This is a genomic window from Streptomyces sp. NBC_00557 (genome assembly GCF_036345995.1).
GTDB lineage: Bacteria > Actinomycetota > Actinomycetes > Streptomycetales > Streptomycetaceae > Streptomyces.
Window position 1 is genome coordinate 6,965,155 of the sequence record NZ_CP107796.1, and the last position, 16,993, is coordinate 6,982,147.

8 protein-coding genes and 3 rRNA genes are annotated in these 16,993 nt (G+C 68.0%); 7 read left to right on the forward strand and 4 right to left on the reverse strand.

All coding sequences use genetic code 11. The features are described 5' to 3' along the window. Window positions 1–9: 9 nt before the first annotated feature. Window positions 10–2,370, reverse strand: coding sequence for a glycoside hydrolase family 31 protein (locus OG956_RS30735; RefSeq protein ID WP_330341259.1), 2,361 nt, complete (start codon window positions 2,368–2,370; stop codon window positions 10–12). A gap of 214 nt (window positions 2,371–2,584) precedes the next feature. On the opposite strand from OG956_RS30735, the gene OG956_RS30740 reads away from it, so the two are divergent. Then, window positions 2,585–4,552, forward strand: a complete 1,968-nt coding sequence (locus OG956_RS30740; RefSeq protein ID WP_330341260.1) for an acetoacetate--CoA ligase — start codon at window positions 2,585–2,587, stop codon at window positions 4,550–4,552. Between the two features lie 16 nt (window positions 4,553–4,568). Here the strand turns inward: OG956_RS30740 and OG956_RS30745 are convergent, their stop codons facing one another. Next, complete coding sequence (locus tag OG956_RS30745) at window positions 4,569–5,888, reverse strand: aminotransferase class I/II-fold pyridoxal phosphate-dependent enzyme (protein WP_330341261.1); 1,320 nt, start codon at window positions 5,886–5,888, stop codon at window positions 4,569–4,571. Window positions 5,889–5,944: 56 nt separating this feature from the next. On the opposite strand from OG956_RS30745, the gene OG956_RS30750 reads away from it, so the two are divergent. Together OG956_RS30750 and OG956_RS30755 are read left to right on the forward strand one after the other, a co-directional pair. Then, the gene (locus OG956_RS30750; RefSeq protein ID WP_330341262.1) at window positions 5,945–7,216 is read left to right on the forward strand and encodes an MFS transporter; all 1,272 of its coding nucleotides are present in this window, start codon (window positions 5,945–5,947) and stop codon (window positions 7,214–7,216) included. Between the two features lie 24 nt (window positions 7,217–7,240). Beyond that, window positions 7,241–8,134: a hypothetical protein gene (locus tag OG956_RS30755; protein WP_330341263.1), complete on the forward strand. Its 894-nt coding sequence runs from the start codon at window positions 7,241–7,243 to the stop codon at window positions 8,132–8,134. A gap of 152 nt (window positions 8,135–8,286) precedes the next feature. Here the strand turns inward: OG956_RS30755 and ptsP are convergent, their stop codons facing one another. Together ptsP and OG956_RS30765 are read right to left on the reverse strand one after the other, a co-directional pair. Then, a complete protein-coding gene (ptsP, locus tag OG956_RS30760; protein WP_330341264.1) occupies window positions 8,287–9,957 on the reverse strand; it encodes a phosphoenolpyruvate--protein phosphotransferase in 1,671 nt (556 codons plus the stop codon). Window positions 9,958–10,035: 78 nt separating this feature from the next. Further along, window positions 10,036–10,485: a PTS sugar transporter subunit IIA gene (locus OG956_RS30765; RefSeq protein ID WP_330341265.1), complete on the reverse strand. Its 450-nt coding sequence runs from the start codon at window positions 10,483–10,485 to the stop codon at window positions 10,036–10,038. Between the two features lie 557 nt (window positions 10,486–11,042). Between OG956_RS30765 and OG956_RS30770 the strand changes: the two genes are divergently transcribed. The 4 genes from OG956_RS30770 (at window position 11,043) to OG956_RS30785 (ending at window position 16,910) form a co-directional block, all read left to right on the forward strand. After that, window positions 11,043–12,569: ribosomal RNA gene (locus tag OG956_RS30770) — 16S ribosomal RNA — on the forward strand. A 300-nt stretch (window positions 12,570–12,869) separates the two neighbouring features. Then, window positions 12,870–15,992: ribosomal RNA gene (locus OG956_RS30775) — 23S ribosomal RNA — on the forward strand. Between the two features lie 86 nt (window positions 15,993–16,078). After that, window positions 16,079–16,195, forward strand: a 5S ribosomal RNA gene (gene rrf, locus OG956_RS30780). The 16S, 23S and 5S rRNA genes sit together here, the layout of an rRNA operon. 106 nt (window positions 16,196–16,301) lie before the next feature. After that, window positions 16,302–16,910 (forward strand): CDP-alcohol phosphatidyltransferase family protein, encoded by a 609-nt coding sequence (locus OG956_RS30785; protein ID WP_330341266.1) that lies wholly within the window; start codon window positions 16,302–16,304, stop codon window positions 16,908–16,910. The last annotated feature ends 83 nt before the right edge of the window (window positions 16,911–16,993 follow it).

Here is a 16,993-nt window from a genome sequence, read left to right on the forward strand (position 1 = left end):
CGGCGCGGCTCAGCCGAGCCCCCGCACCCGCACCGGGTACGGCGGCTCGGCGGAACCCCCCTCCCCGTCCCGCGTGACCACCACCCGGGCGCCCTGGCGGCGGGCGACGTACCGTTCGGCCTCCGGTTCCTCCCACCCGTCACCCGTGTCCGGCACCACCAGACCGCCGCCCGTACGGCCGTGCGCGGGCGCCCACACCTCCAGCTCGAGGCCGCCGTCGGCGCCGCGCACCGGGACGACCGCGCCCGCGCGCGCGAACACCGGTATCCGCGACAGCGGCGTGTCGACGACGACCCGCGCCGGCCCGTCGTACGCCTCCTGCGTCACGGTGTCGTACCACCGGCCCCGCGGCAGCCGCACCGCACGCCGTTCGGCGCCCGGATCCAGCACCGGAGCCACCAGCAGAGCCTCCCCGAGCAGAAACGCGTCCTCGCAGTCGCGCAGCGTCCGGTCCTCCGGCGCCGACCACCACAGCGGCCGCACATAGGGAGCGCCGGTGCGCCGGGCCAGATGCGCCAGCGTCATGAAGTACGGCCGCAGGCGCCGCCGTTCGAGCAGCGCCACGCGCGCGTGCCGCAGCACCTCGGGACCGAACTCCCAGGGCTCCCGGCGGCCCGCCCGCAGGCTCGCGTGGGTGCGGAACAGCGGCAGATACGCCCCCAGCTGGAACCACCTGAGATACAGCTCCGGCGACGGATCGCCGTCGAAACCGCCCACGTCCGGACCCGAGTACGGCACCCCGCACAACCCGAGGCCCAGCACCAGCGACAGCGACGCCCGCAGCCCCGGCCAGCCCGTCGCCACGTCCCCGGACCAGGCGCCCCCGTAGCGCTGCAGCCCCGCCCAGCCCGAGCGCGAGAACAAGAACGGCCGCTTGCCGGGCGACAGCTCGCGCAGCGCCTCGTAGCCCGCCCGGGCCATGCAGAGCGCGTACACGTTGTGCGCCTCCCGGTGATCGCCGCCGCACCCCTCCAGCGCGTGCCGGGCCGAACGCGGCAGGGTCGGCTCGCCGAAGGCGGTGAAGGACGTCGGCTCGTTCATGTCGTGCCAGAACCCGGCGAAGCCCTGCCCCAGCCGCTCCTCGTACAGACCGCCCCACCACTTGCGCACGCGCGCGTGCGTGAAATCCGGGAAGACCGACTCCCCGGCCCACGCCACGCCGCGCACCGTGCGCCCGGAGGCGTCCCGCACGAACGCGTCCACGGCCGACCCGCTGTCGTACACGGCGTTGCCCGGCGCCGCCTTCACCGCCGGGTCGACGATCGACACCAGCCGGATCCCGTCCCGGCGCAGCTCCTCGGCGAGCTGCGGCAGCTTCGGGAACCGCTCCTGGTCGACCGTGAACACCTGGTGGTCGTCGTAGTGGTCGATGTCCAGGTGCACGGCGTCCAGCGGCAGCCCGCGCTCCCGGTATCCCGCCACGATCCGCCGGACCTCCTGCTCGCTGCCGAACCCCCACCGCGCGTGCTGGTGACCGAGCGCCCACGCGGGCGGCACCGCGGGCGCCCCGGTGAGCGAGGCCCACGTGTGCAGCACGCGCGCGGGGGTGCCCACGATCACCCAGCAGCGCAGCGGGCCGCCGTCCATCCGCAGCTCGCAGCGCCCCGCCCGGTCGTGTCCCGACCCGGCCCCCTCCTCGCCCTCGCGCAGCACCACCGTGCCGTCCCACGTGGTGTCGTGGAACACCAGATGCGTGCCGGCGTCCGCCACCACCAGCTGCACCGGCATGGTCAGGTACAGCGGATCGTCGCCGGGTCCGAAGGCCCGGCCGGGGTCGGTGTTCCACAGCCGGTACGTCCCGTCCCGCAGCCGGGGCCCGGACGCCCGGCCGCCCAGACCGAAGAAGCGCGCGTCCGCCGGCACCTCCGACCGCTGCATCCAGCGCGCCGGGCCCCCGCCGGCCGGCTCCCACCAGCGCGGCGGCAGGTCACGCCGCAGGGTCACCCCTCCGGGTGTGCGCACCTCCACCGCGCCGTGCCGCGACACGGCGACCGTCACCCGCTCGGCGACCACCCGCCAGCCACCGTCCTTGTCCGGCTCCAGCACGGCACGCGGATCCGGCTCCGGGCAGGTCCCGTCGAGCGCGTACGACGGCTGCGGCCCCACCTCGTCCCAGCCCCAGAACACGGCCCCGTTCACCGCGACGGTGATCCGCAGCTCGGACCGCGCGAACCGGATCAGCCCGCCGCCCGGTCCCGGCTCCGTGCTCTCAAGCCGACCCGGGACCCGTGCCCGCTCGGCACCCCGCGGCGGCAGCGCGGCGGCGTCGATCCGCCGCCTGCGCCACGCCGCCCGGACGGTACGCAACCTCCGAGCCGCCCTCCCCGCACCGACTCCACTCATCGAACGCACCAGGTCACGACCGTCCATGCTGCTCACCCTGCCACTGCGCGCCCCACGCGCGCGTGTCGTTCAACTGCCGTTCACCCGTGGCGGGACCACATCTTCACGACACCGACTGTGTGGGGCGCACCCTGGTGCAGAAGTCGATCACATGGCATCGTCCCTGTCAGCCGCGTCACGCGCACACCCCAGCCGTGCGCGGACCGACGCACACGACGCGCACAGCCCGGGAGCCGCCACCATGTCGACCGCGAACCCCCAGCCGCTCTGGCAGCCCGATCCCGAGCGGATCGCCCAGGCACGCATCACCCGGTTCCAGGCCTGGGCCGCCGAGCATCACGGCGCGCCCGCCGAAGGCGGCTATCCCGCACTGCACCAGTGGTCCGTCGACCACCTCGAGACGTTCTGGGAAGCCGTCACCGAGTGGTTCGACGTCCGCTTCTCCACGCCTTACGCGCGCGTGCTCGGCGACCGCGCGATGCCCGGCGCCCAGTGGTTCCCCGGAGCCACCCTCAACTACGCCGAGCACGCCCTGCGCGCCGCCGCCGACCGCGCGGACGAGCCCGCCCTCCTCCATGTCGACGAGACCCACGAACCGCGCCCGGTGACCTGGGCCGAGCTGCGCCGCCAGGTCGGCTCCCTCGCCGCCGAACTCCGCGCGCTCGGCGTCCGCCCGGGCGACCGGGTCAGCGGCTACCTGCCCAACATCCCGCAGGCCGTCGTCGCCCTGCTGGCCACGGCCGCCGTCGGCGCCGTGTGGACCTCCTGCGCCCCCGACTTCGGCGCCCGCAGCGTCCTGGACCGCTTCCAGCAGGTCGAACCCGTCGTGCTGTTCACCGTCGACGGCTACCGCTACGGCGGCAAGGAGCACGACCGCCGCGAGATCGTCGCCGAACTGCGCCGTGACCTGCCCACCCTGCGCGCCGTCGTCCACATCCCGCTGCTCGGCACACCGGCGCCCGAGGGCGCCCTGGAGTGGTCGGCGCTGACCGCGGGCGACGCCGAGCCGGTCTTCGAGCAGGTCCCGTTCGACCACCCGCTGTGGGTGCTGTACTCCTCCGGCACCACCGGCCTGCCCAAGGCCATCGTCCAGTCCCAGGGCGGCATCCTGGTCGAGCACCTCAAGCAGCTCGGCCTGCACTGCGACCTGGGCCCCGAGGACCGTTTCTTCTGGTACACCTCGACCGGCTGGATGATGTGGAACTTCCTCGTCTCCGGCCTGCTCACCGGCACGACGATCGTCCTGTACGACGGCAGCCCCGGCTACCCGGACACGGGCGCCCAGTGGCGGGTCGCCGAACGCACCGGCGCCACCCTCTACGGCACCTCCGCCGCCTACGTCATGGCCTGCCGCAAGGCCGGCGTCCACCCCGCGCGCGACTACGACCTGTCCGCCGTGAAGTGCGTCGCCACCACCGGCTCCCCGCTGCCGCCCGACGGCTTCCGCTGGCTGCACGACGAGGTGCGCGACGACCTGTGGATCGCCTCCGTCAGCGGCGGCACGGACGTCTGCTCCTGCTTCGCCGGCGGCGTACCGACCCTCCCCGTGTACACCGGCGAACTCCAGGCGCCCGGCCTCGGCACCGATCTGCAGGCCTGGGACCCCAGCGGCAAGCCGGTCGTCGACGAGGTGGGCGAGCTCGTCGTCACCAACCCGATGCCCTCGATGCCGATCCGCTTCTGGAACGACCCGGACGGCAGCCGCTACCACGACAGCTACTTCGCCACCTACCCCGGCGTCTGGCGGCACGGCGACTGGATCACCGTCACCTCACGCGGCACCGTGATCATCCACGGCCGCTCCGACTCCACCCTCAACCGGCAGGGCGTGCGCATGGGCTCGGCCGACATCTACGAGGTCGTCGAACGGCTGCCGGAGATCAAGGAGTCCCTGGTCATCGGCGTCGAACAGCCCGACGGCGGCTACTGGATGCCGCTGTTCGTGCACCTCGCGCCCGGCGCCGTCCTCGACGAGGCCCTGCTGAACCGGATCAAGCAGACGATCCGGGAGCAGCTCTCGCCGCGCCACGTGCCCGACGAGATCATCGAGGTGCCCGGCGTCCCGCACACCCTCACCGGCAAGCGCATCGAGGTCCCCGTCAAGCGCCTCCTGCAGGGCACCCCGCTGGAGAAGGCGGTCAACCCCGGCTCCATCGACAACCTCGCCCTGCTCGGCTTCTACGAGGAACTCGCCCGCAAGCGTGGCTGACCCCACCCCGCGGGCCTCACCCTCCGTAGGTGGCCTCGGACTCGCCCAGTACGGCGGCGAAGTCCGAGGCCAGCCGCGCGGCGTCGGCAGGCGCCAGCCCCGCGGCCGTGATCCGGACGCCGGGCCCGGAGGCAAGGCGGAACCTCGCCCCGGCCGCGACCCACCAGCCGTGGGACCGCAGTCCGTTCACCACGGCCGACTCGTCACGCACCGGCACCCACAGGTTCATCCCGCTCACGGCGTGCGAGGCGATGCCCCGTGCGCCCAGCTCACCGGCCAGCGCGGTGCGGCGCAGCGCGTACGTCTCACGCGCGCGTGCCACCAACGCGCGCGTGTCCGCGTCGGTCATCAGGCCGTGCACGGTCTCCTGCAGCAGATGGCTGACCCAGCCCGAGGTGAGCAGCAGCCGGCCGTCGTGCCGCGCGAGCGTCACCGGGTCGCAGGCCGCGGCCGCCCAGCGCAGATCCGTCCCCAGGAACTTGCTCACGGTCCGCACATGCACCCAGCGCCGCAGCCCGGCGCCCGTCACCGTGCGCAACGGGGCGCCCGACACCTCCGAGGCGTGGTCGTTCTCCACCACCAGCACCTCGGGCGCGGCACGCAGCACGCCGGCCAGCGCGTCCCGGCGGTCGGCCGAGAAGCATCCGCCGTACGGATTCTGCGCGCGCGGACTGAACACCACGGCCCGCACCCCGGCCCTGAGCGCCTCGCGCAGGTCGTCCGGGCGGATCCCGGCATCGTCCACGGCGACCGGCACCGCACGCAGTCCCAGCGCCGCCACCAGATCCAGCAGGTGGTGATATCCCGGGTCCTCCATCGCCACGGCGTCCCCCGGACGCAGCTCGACCGACAGCACCCGGCCGACCAGGTCCAGCGCCCCGTGGGCGAACGTCACGTGCTCAGCGGGGACGCCGTCCGCTCCCACCCAGTCGCGCACCACCTCCTCCAGCCGCGCCAGCCGGGGCGCGGAGCGGTGGGAGCGGGCGCCCGGAGAGAGGCGTGACGGCGGCAGCAGCGCGGGCAGGAGCGCCGGATCGGGATGTCCGCCGGCCAGGTCCCGCAGCCCCGCGGGAACCTTGGGCGGCCGCCGCGACGCCACGGCCGGAGCCGGCGCCACCACGGTCCCGCCACGCCCGCGCGTGACGACGATGCCCCGCTGCCGCAACTCCTTGTAGGCCGTCGCGACCGTCCCCGGACTCACCCCCAGTTCGTCCGCGAGCCGCCGCACGGGCGGCAGCGCGACCCCCGGCGCCAACGCCCCCTCGGCCACGCCGCGTTCGACGGACCCGGCAATTCCCTTGGCCGTCGTGCCACTGATCTCATATTGTGTTGCCACGTTACTGATTATGTATCAGTACATAATTCCACACAAGCTCCACCCGAGGGGGAACAGTGGACGCCGAACCCGAGGCCGCCATCCACGCCGCGCGCATACCAGGAGGCCGCGACGGACGCCGGATGCTCCTGATCACCTTCGTCGACCGCATCGGCAGCGGCCTGTGGGCAGCCGTCTCCGTCCTGTACTTCACCTACGTCTCCGGCCTCTCCGTCGCCCAGATCGGCACCCTCGCCGCCGTCTCCGGAGCCGTCGGCATCGCCGGCGCACCCCTCGGCGGACGCATCGCCGACCGCTTCCCCCTCACCCGGACCCTGATCGCCCTCCAACTCCTGCGCGCCGTCGCCTCGTTCGGGCTGCTCACCAGCGACCACTACCTTCCGCTGCTCGCCATCTCGGCGGCCGGCAGCCTCGGAGACCGTGCCTCCAGCGTCCTCACCAAGCTCTACGCCGCCCGCATCGCCGGCCCCGACCGCGTCCGCTACCAGGCCGTCAACCGCACCGCCTCCAACGCCGGCTGGGCCCTGGGCGGCCTCGCCGCCGCCGGCGCCCTCACCCTCGGCACCACCACCGCCTACCGCTGGCTCCTCACCGGCGACGCGCTCTCCTTCGTGGCCATCGCTCTCCTCACCCTGACCTGCGCGGAACCCCCGTCCGGCAACCGCGTCGCCGCCACGGCCGGCACACACCGCGGCAGGAAACCGGCGAACCCATGGCGCGACCGCACCTACCTCGCCTACGTGGCGACCGACACGGTCCTCTTCCTCGACGACTCCGTCTTCCAGGTCGGCCTGCCCCTGTGGATCGCCCACACCGAGGGCGTACCGCACGGCCTCGCACCCCTGCTGCTCGTCCTCAACAACGTGATGGTCGTCGCCCTCCAGGTGCCGCTCGCCCGCTACGGCACCACCACCGCGGCAGCCCGGAAACTGCTCCTCCCGCTGTCCGCCGCCTCCGCCGCCGGCGGCGGCGCCCTCGCCCTGTCCGCCACCGGCGGCACCGAGCAGGCGATCTGCCTGCTCACCGCGTCCGCCGTCCTCTTCACCCTGGCCGAGATGCTGCACGCCGTCGTGTCCTGGGAACTCTCCCTCGCCCTCGCCCCCGACACCGCACAGGGCGCCTACCTCGGCGTGCACGGACTCGCCCAGTCCGCCCAGCGCAGCCTCGGCCCCCTCGCCGTCACCGCGGCCATCGCCACCGGCCCCCTCGGCTGGACCGCCTTCGGCGCCACCATCGCCGCGACCTGCGCACTTCAGCACCGCCTGGTCCGCGACCGCCTCCACGGCAGCCCGTTGTCAGTGCCGCCGGTTACGGTGAGTGAGCACTGATCGACTGCGCACTCAGGGGGAAACATGGCGCACACCGACCACCAGACCATGCGACGCGTCCTGCGCCGCGAGATCGCCGGCACCATCGGTCTGCTCACCGACGAACACGACTTCCGCGCCATGCGGCGCTACCGCAGCTTCACCTTCGACGACCACCAGACCTATCTCCGGCAGGTGGAAGCCGTCCTCCGGGCCCGCGCCGCCCAGGGCACCCACACCACGCTCGCCCTCTTCGACCCCGAGGACTACGCCGCCTACTGCGCGCAGGCCGGCCTCGACCCCGAAGCCCCGGCCAGCCGGAGCCGCTTCACCGCGGAACTCGCCGCGACCGGCCCCACCATCCCCTACGACGGCCGGCCCCTCGACGCCCTCGTCCCCGCCCTCGTGGACGAAGCCGTACGACAGGCGACCTGGGAGTACGCCACCACCCTGCTCTCCCGCCTCGGCCCCTGCCCCACCTGCGGCGAGGACATCGGCAAGGCCGCCTTCACCCGCGCCTCCGAACTCCTGATCCGCATCCTCGACACCGCACCACCCGGCGACCGCCACCTCGTGTGCAGCGTATCCGGACCCCCCGACACCCTGATCGCCGTCCTCCACGGCGATCGGGACGCCGACGACGGCATCCGCCTCGACGAGGCCGAGGCCCTGGAATTCACCAGCGTCCTCGCGCTCGGCCTCGCGACCCGAAGCCCCGGCGGACTCGTCCTGCGCGTCACCGCCCCGGACACCGCCGACCGGGTCTACGGCTGGCGACTGCGCTGCGGCCGCCTCGAACCGCTCACCGCCGCCGAAGTCTTCGACGCCTACTGCACCGACGTCGAATCCGGCGACCTCATCTCCCCGGAATCCGGCGTCGACTACTGCGAGCCGCCCGACCTCGGCGCCGAGAGCGGCACAGCGGACCACCGGCACTGAGCGCACGGAGGACGACCGACACCGGGCGCACCGTGACGCCGCAGAGGCGGAGCGCGCCCGCAGTGACAGCGCCGCCGCACGCGGCAGGGGCGCCCCACCCGAAGGCGGGACGCCCCTGAACCCGGCACACGCGCGCGAGGCGCGGTCACGGCCTACTCGCCGGACAGCACCGCCTGAGCCGCGGCGCGCGCCTCCTCGGCGCTGTCCGCGGCACGCGCCGCCGCCGCGGCCCGCTCGCACTGCGCCAGCGTGTACTTCGCCAGCGTCGCGCGGACATAAGGAATCGACGCCGCACCCATCGACAGGGAGGTGACGCCCAGACCGGTCAGCACACAGGCCAGCAGCGGGTCGGACGCGGCCTCGCCGCACACACCACAGCTCTTGCCCTCGGCCTTCGCCGCCTCCGCGGACAGCGCCACCAGGTCCAGCAGCGCCGGCTGCCACGGGTCCTGAAGCCGGGACACCGCGCCCACCTGCCGGTCGGCCGCGAACGTGTACTGGGCGAGGTCATTGGTCCCCAGCGAAAGGAACTCGACCTCCTGCAGGATCGAACGCGCCCGCAGCGCCGCCGACGGGATCTCCACCATCGCGCCGAACTTCGCCTGCAACCCGGCCGCACGGCAGGCGTCCGCGAACGCCTTCGCGTCCGTACGGTCGGCGACCATCGGCGCCATGACCTCGAGATAGACCGGCAGACCCTCGGCGGCCTTCGCCAGCGCGGTCAGCTGCGTGCGCAGGATCTCCGGGTGGTCCAGCAGCGTCCGCAGACCCCGCACGCCCAGCGCCGGGTTCGGCTCGTCGGAAGGAGTCAGGAAGTCCAGCGGCTTGTCCGCCCCCGCGTCCAGCACCCGCACGACCACACGGCCCTCGGGGAACGCCTCCAGCACCTGCCGGTAGGCCTCCACCTGCTTCGCCTCGGAAGGAGCGTTCTTGCTGTCGTCCAGGAACAGGAACTCGGTACGGAACAGACCGACACCCTCGGCCCCGGCCTCCACGGCGGCCGGCACATCCGCAGGACCGCCCACGTTGGCCAGCAGCGGCACCTTGTGACCGTCCGCCGTCGCGCCCGGCCCGGTCGACGCGGCCAGCGCGGCCTTGCGCTCGGCGGCAGCGGCCTCCAGCTGCGCCTTCTTCTCCTCGCTCGGGTTCACGAAGATGTCGCCGGTGCTGCCGTCGACGGCGATCACCGTGCCCTCGGCCAGCTCACCGGCACCCGGCAGCGCCACGACCGCCGGCACGCCCAGTGCCCGCGCCAGGATCGCGCTGTGGCTGGTCGGCCCGCCCTCCTCGGTCACGAAGCCGAGCACCAGCGAGGGATCCAGCAGCGCGGTGTCCGCGGGCGCCAGGTCCCGGGCCACGAGTACATAGGGCTGGTCGCTGTCCGGGACACCCGGCATCGGCACGCCGAGCAGCCGGGCGACGATACGGTTCCGCACGTCATCGAGGTCGGCCACCCGGCCGGCGAGGTACTCACCGGCACCGGCCAGCAGCTCGCGGTAGGCCGCGAACGCGTCGTACACCGCGCGCTCCGCCGTGCTGCCGACGGCGATCCGCCGGTCCACATCGGCCATCAGCTCGGGGTCCTGAGCCATCATGGCCTGCGCCTCGAGCACGGCCTGGGCCTCGCCTCCGGCCAGATTGCCGCGCGCCATGAGATCGGCGGCCACGGCGTCCACGGCCTGACGGGCGCGCCCCTGCTCCCGCTCGGCCTCCTCCGAAGGTATCTGCTTGGCCGGCGGCTCCAGCACCGCCGTGCCCATGTGCCGGACCTCGCCGATGGCCACGCCATGGCTCACGCCGACGCCTCGCAGCGTTGTCTCCATGTCACCCGTCTCCGATAGTGCGGCGGGCCCCGCCGCCGCGGTGGTTGTGCTGTTCGCCGCCCGGTGACGGCACTGCCGTCAGTTCCAGGCGAAGAGGCTGTCGCCGGCCTTCACGTCTCCGCTGTCCCGCAGGCCGGACAGGGACTCGGCCGTGGCTTCGAGTGCGACGACGGGGCAGACCGGCGACTTGCCGGCGGCCTCCACCGCGGCCGGGTTCCAGCGGACGACGGCCTGGCCGCGCGTCACGGTGTCGCCCTTGCTCACGAGCAGCTCGAAACCCTCGCCGTTGAGCTGCACGGTGTCGATGCCGAGGTGGGTGAGGACACCGCGGCCGCTCTCGTCCACCACGACGAAGGCGTGCGGGTGCAGGGAGATGATGACGCCGTCCACCGGCGCAACGGCCTCGGAAGGCTCACGCACGGGGTCGATCGCGGTGCCCGGGCCGACCATGGCCCCGGAGAAGACCGGATCCGGCACCTCGGCCAGTCCGATGGCACGTCCGGCGAGCGGGGACGTCACGGTGGTCATGGGAAGCCTCCCAAGGAGTGGAGCTGCTTACGAGCCGTCACTGCCTGTCCCGGACGGCGCACTGGCAGCAGCGTATGTCATATGAACTGGCGGTTCCGGATAGGAAGCTATCAGCTAGTGGTCTAGACCACCAACCCCCTGGATTTGCACCGCCTCCGAGGCTCCGTGTACAGTCGTACTCCCGCCTGGGGCTGAGGGCTGCGCAAGTGTCCCCGTCAGGCGGAACCCAAACTCATCAGATCCTATCTCTGGATCCGCTTCTGCATGCTCGCGGAGTGGTGGTCGGAGAGGCAGGAAAAGCCTGATAGAGTCGGAAACACCGAAGGGAAGCGCCCGGAGGAAAGCCCGAGAGGGTGAGTACGAAGGAAGCGACCGTTCCTTGAGAACTCAACAGCGTGCCAAAAGTCAACGCCAGATATGTTGATACCCCGTCTACCGGATGGTTTCCGGTGGCGAGGTTCCTTTGAAAAAACACAGCGAGGACGCTGTGAACGGTCGGGCTTATTCCGCCTGACTGTTCCGCTCTCGTGATGTGTCGCCCCGATCACGGGGAAGCATTCACGGAGAGTTTGATCCTGGCTCAGGACGAACGCTGGCGGCGTGCTTAACACATGCAAGTCGAACGATGAACCTCCTTCGGGAGGGGATTAGTGGCGAACGGGTGAGTAACACGTGGGCAATCTGCCCTGCACTCTGGGACAAGCCCTGGAAACGGGGTCTAATACCGGATACGAGCCTGGGAGGCATCTCCCGGGTTGGAAAGCTCCGGCGGTGCAGGATGAGCCCGCGGCCTATCAGCTTGTTGGTGAGGTAACGGCTCACCAAGGCGACGACGGGTAGCCGGCCTGAGAGGGCGACCGGCCACACTGGGACTGAGACACGGCCCAGACTCCTACGGGAGGCAGCAGTGGGGAATATTGCACAATGGGCGCAAGCCTGATGCAGCGACGCCGCGTGAGGGATGACGGCCTTCGGGTTGTAAACCTCTTTCAGCAGGGAAGAAGCGAAAGTGACGGTACCTGCAGAAGAAGCGCCGGCTAACTACGTGCCAGCAGCCGCGGTAATACGTAGGGCGCAAGCGTTGTCCGGAATTATTGGGCGTAAAGAGCTCGTAGGCGGCTTGTCGCGTCGGTTGTGAAAGCCCGGGGCTTAACCCCGGGTCTGCAGTCGATACGGGCAGGCTAGAGTTCGGTAGGGGAGATCGGAATTCCTGGTGTAGCGGTGAAATGCGCAGATATCAGGAGGAACACCGGTGGCGAAGGCGGATCTCTGGGCCGATACTGACGCTGAGGAGCGAAAGCGTGGGGAGCGAACAGGATTAGATACCCTGGTAGTCCACGCCGTAAACGGTGGGCACTAGGTGTGGGCAACATTCCACGTTGTCCGTGCCGCAGCTAACGCATTAAGTGCCCCGCCTGGGGAGTACGGCCGCAAGGCTAAAACTCAAAGGAATTGACGGGGGCCCGCACAAGCGGCGGAGCATGTGGCTTAATTCGACGCAACGCGAAGAACCTTACCAAGGCTTGACATACACCGGAAACACTCAGAGATGGGTGCCCCCTTGTGGTCGGTGTACAGGTGGTGCATGGCTGTCGTCAGCTCGTGTCGTGAGATGTTGGGTTAAGTCCCGCAACGAGCGCAACCCTTGTCCCGTGTTGCCAGCAGGCCCTTGTGGTGCTGGGGACTCACGGGAGACCGCCGGGGTCAACTCGGAGGAAGGTGGGGACGACGTCAAGTCATCATGCCCCTTATGTCTTGGGCTGCACACGTGCTACAATGGCCGGTACAAAGAGCTGCGATACCGTGAGGTGGAGCGAATCTCAAAAAGCCGGTCTCAGTTCGGATTGGGGTCTGCAACTCGACCCCATGAAGTCGGAGTCGCTAGTAATCGCAGATCAGCATTGCTGCGGTGAATACGTTCCCGGGCCTTGTACACACCGCCCGTCACGTCACGAAAGTCGGTAACACCCGAAGCCGGTGGCCCAACCCCTTGTGGGAGGGAGCTGTCGAAGGTGGGACTGGCGATTGGGACGAAGTCGTAACAAGGTAGCCGTACCGGAAGGTGCGGCTGGATCACCTCCTTTCTAAGGAGCACTTCTTACCGGGTTCGCTCGGTCAGAGGCCAGTACATCAGCGAACGTCTGATGCTGGTTGCTCATGGGTGGAACGTTGACTACTCGGCACACTCGGTCTGCTTCTCTTCCTAGTACTGCTTCGGCGTGGAACGGAACGGTGAAGAGGCGAGGGTGTCGGGCACGCTGTTGGGTGTCTGAGGGAATGAACTTCTCCTCAGTCGCCGGCCCCAGTGAACTCGAACCGGTTGGTTCGGGGTGGTGGGTGGCTGGTCGTTGTTTGAGAACTGCACAGTGGACGCGAGCATCTGTGGCCAAGTTTTTAAGGGCGCACGGTGGATGCCTTGGCACCAGGAACCGATGAAGGACGTGGGAGGCCGCGATAGTCCCCGGGGAGTCGTCAACCAGGCTTTGATCCGGGGGTTTCCGAATGGGGAAACCCGGCAGTCGTCATGGGCTGTCACCCATACCTGAACACATAGGGTATGTGGAGGGAACGCGGGGAAGTGAAACATCTCAGTACCCGCAGGAAGAGAAAACAACCGTGATTCCGGGAGTAGTGGCGAGCGAAACCGGATGAGGCCAAACCGTATGCGTGTGAGACCCGGCAGGGGTTGCGTATGCGGGGTTGTGGGATCTCTCTTCCATGGTCTGCCGGCCGTGGGACGAGTCAGAAACCGTTGATGTAGGCGAAGGACATGCGAAAGGTCCGGCGTAGAGGGTAAGACCCCCGTAGTCGAAACGTCAGCGGCTCGTTTGAGAGACACCCAAGTAGCACGGGGCCCGAGAAATCCCGTGTGAATCTGGCGGGACCACCCGCTAAGCCTAAATATTCCCTGGTGACCGATAGCGGATAGTACCGTGAGGGAATGGTGAAAAGTACCCCGGGAGGGGAGTGAAATAGTACCTGAAACCGTGTGCCTACAAGCCGTGGGAGCGTCGGAAGCACTTCGGTGCTTCTCGTGACTGCGTGCCTTTTGAAGAATGAGCCTGCGAGTTTGCGGTGTGTTGCGAGGTTAACCCGGGTGGGGAAGCCGTAGCGAAAGCGAGTCCGAACAGGGCGCTGTAGTAGCACGCTCAAGACCCGAAGCGGAGTGATCTAGCCATGGGCAGGTTGAAGCGGAGGTAAGACTTCGTGGAGGACCGAACCCACCAGGGTTGAAAACCTGGGGGATGACCTGTGGTTAGGGGTGAAAGGCCAATCAAACTCCGTGATAGCTGGTTCTCCCCGAAATGCATTTAGGTGCAGCGTCGTGTGTTTCTTGCCGGAGGTAGAGCACTGGATAGGCGATGGGCCCTACCGGGTTACTGACCTTAGCCAAACTCCGAATGCCGGTAAGTGAGAGCGCGGCAGTGAGACTGTGGGGGATAAGCTCCATGGTCGAGAGGGAAACAGCCCAGAGCATCGACTAAGGCCCCTAAGCGTACGCTAAGTGGGAAAGGATGTGGAGTCGCACAGACAACCAGGAGGTTGGCTTAGAAGCAGCCACCCTTGAAAGAGTGCGTAATAGCTCACTGGTCAAGTGATTCCGCGCCGACAATGTAGCGGGGCTCAAGCGTACCGCCGAAGTCGTGTCATTCGTGCATATAGCCCTAACGGGTGCACGGATGGGTAGGGGAGCGTCGTCTGCCGGGTGAAGCAGCACCGGAAGGTAGTTGTGGACGGTTGACGAGTGAGAATGCAGGCATGAGTAGCGATACAAACGTGAGAAACGTTTGCGCCGATTGACTAAGGGTTCCTGGGTCAAGCTGATCTGCCCAGGGTAAGTCGGGACCTAAGGCGAGGCCGACAGGCGTAGTCGATGGATAACCGGTTGATATTCCGGTACCCGCTGTGAAGCGTCAAACATCGAATCCAGTGATGCTAAGCCCGTGAAGCCGCCGGGGCGCGTCTTTGACGTGTCTCGGAGTGGTGGAGCCGGTGACCCGAGCTGGTAGTAGGTGAGTGATGGGGTGACGCAGGAAGGTAGTCCATCCCGGGCGGTGGTTGTCCCGGGGTAAGGGTGTAGGACGCAGGGTAGGCAAATCCGCCCTGCACGTAGTCTGAGACCTGATGCCGAGCCGATTGTGGTGAAGTGGATGATCCTATGCTGTCGAGAAAAGCCTCTAGCGAGTTTCATGGCGGCCCGTACCCTAAACCGACTCAGGTGGTCAGGTAGAGAATACCGAGGCGTTCGGGTGAACTATGGTTAAGGAACTCGGCAAAATGCCCCCGTAACTTCGGGAGAAGGGGGGCCAGTCCTGGTGATGAGCTTTGCGCTCTGAGCTGGGGGTGGCCGCAGAGACCAGCGAGAAGCGACTGTTTACTAAAAACACAGGTCCGTGCGAAGCCGTAAGGCGATGTATACGGACTGACGCCTGCCCGGTGCTGGAACGTTAAGGGGACCGGTTAGCTCCATTTCGGTGGGGCGAAGCTGAGAACTTAAGCGCCAGTAAACGGCGGTGGTAACTATAACCATCCTAAGGTAGCGAAATTCCTTGTCGGGTAAGTTCCGACCTGCACGAATGGCGTAACGACTTCTCGACTGTCTCAACCATAGGCCCGGTGAAATTGCACTACGAGTAAAGATGCTCGTTTCGCGCAGCAGGACGGAAAGACCCCGGGACCTTTACTACAGTTTGATATTGGTGTTCGGTTCGGCTTGTGTAGGATAGCTGGGAGACTGTGAAGCATGCACGCCAGTGTGTGTGGAGTCGTCGTTGAAATACCAGTCTGGTCGTGCTGGATGTCTAACCTGGGTCCGTGATCCGGATCAGGGACAGTGTCTGATGGGTAGTTTAACTGGGGCGGTTGCCTCCTAAAGGGTAACGGAGGCGCCCAAAGGTTCCCTCAGCCTGGTTGGCAATCAGGTGTTGAGTGTAAGTGCACAAGGGAGCTTGACTGTGAGACCGACGGGTCGAGCAGGGACGAAAGTCGGGACTAGTGATCCGGCGGTGGCTTGTGGAAGCGCCGTCGCTCAACGGATAAAAGGTACCCCGGGGATAACAGGCTGATCTTCCCCAAGAGTCCATATCGACGGGATGGTTTGGCACCTCGATGTCGGCTCGTCGCATCCTGGGGCTGGAGTCGGTCCCAAGGGTTGGGCTGTTCGCCCATTAAAGCGGTACGCGAGCTGGGTTTAGAACGTCGTGAGACAGTTCGGTCCCTATCCGCTGTGCGCGTAGGAGTCTTGAGAAGGGCTGTCCCTAGTACGAGAGGACCGGGACGGACGAACCTCTGGTGTGCCAGTTGTTCTGCCAAGGGCATGGCTGGTTGGCTACGTTCGGGAGGGATAACCGCTGAAAGCATCTAAGCGGGAAGCCTGCTTCGAGATGAGGACTCCCACCCACTTGATGGGGTAAGGCTCCCAGTAGACGACTGGGTTGATAGGCCGGATCTGGAAGCACGGTAACGTGTGGAGGTGACCGGTACTAATAGGCCGAGGGCTTGTCCTCAGTTGCTCGCGTCCACTGTGTTGGTTCTGAAACCACGAACAGCCCCGCTGTAGTCAGCGGTGCGGCGTTCGACAGTTTCATAGTGTTTCGGTGGTCATAGCGTGAGGGAAACGCCCGGTTACATTCCGAACCCGGAAGCTAAGCCTTACAGCGCCGATGGTACTGCAGGGGGGACCCTGTGGGAGAGTAGGACGCCGCCGAACTCCTTTTACAGCTCCGGCTCCTGGGCACTGCCCAGGAGCCGGAGCTTTTTTGCGTTGAGGTAAGGTCAGGGAGCATCGTCGGCTCTTTCGCACAGGAGGCCCCCGGGTGGAGGTCCAGGAGACACGTGTCCAGACGGACCGGGTCCTCACCATCCCCAACATCCTCAGCATGGCGCGGCTCGTCGGCGTACCCCTCTTCCTGTGGCTGATCCTCAGGCCCGAGTTCGGGGGACCGAAGAGCGACGGCTGGGCACTCCTCGTGCTGGCGTTGAGCGGGGTCAGTGACTATCTGGACGGCAAGCTCGCCCGGCGCTGGAATCAGATCAGCAGTCTCGGCCGGCTTCTCGATCCCGCCGCCGACCGGCTCTACGTCCTTTCCACACTGGTCGGTCTCACCTGGCGGGAGATCCTTCCGCTCTGGCTGACCGGCCTCCTGCTCGCGCGAGAGCTGATGCTTCTGGTGATGGTGGGCATCCTCCGCCGGCACGGGTATCCGCCGCCGCAGGTGAACTTCCTCGGGAAGTCGGCCACGTTCTGTCTGATGTACGCCTTCCCGCTGCTGCTCCTCAGCGATGGCAGCGGTTGGATCGCGTCACTCGCTGCTATTTTCGGATGGGCGTTCGCCGGGTGGGGTACAACCCTCTACTGGTGGGCAGGAGTGCTCTACGTGGTACAGGTCCGCCGTTTGGTTCGGGCGGACGCCATGGCCGATTGAGCTCGGCGATTGTCCGGACGTAACGCCTCGATGGCCCGCGGTGGAAAAGTGCGGGACAATCTGGACGGGTGAAGTCGGCTAGA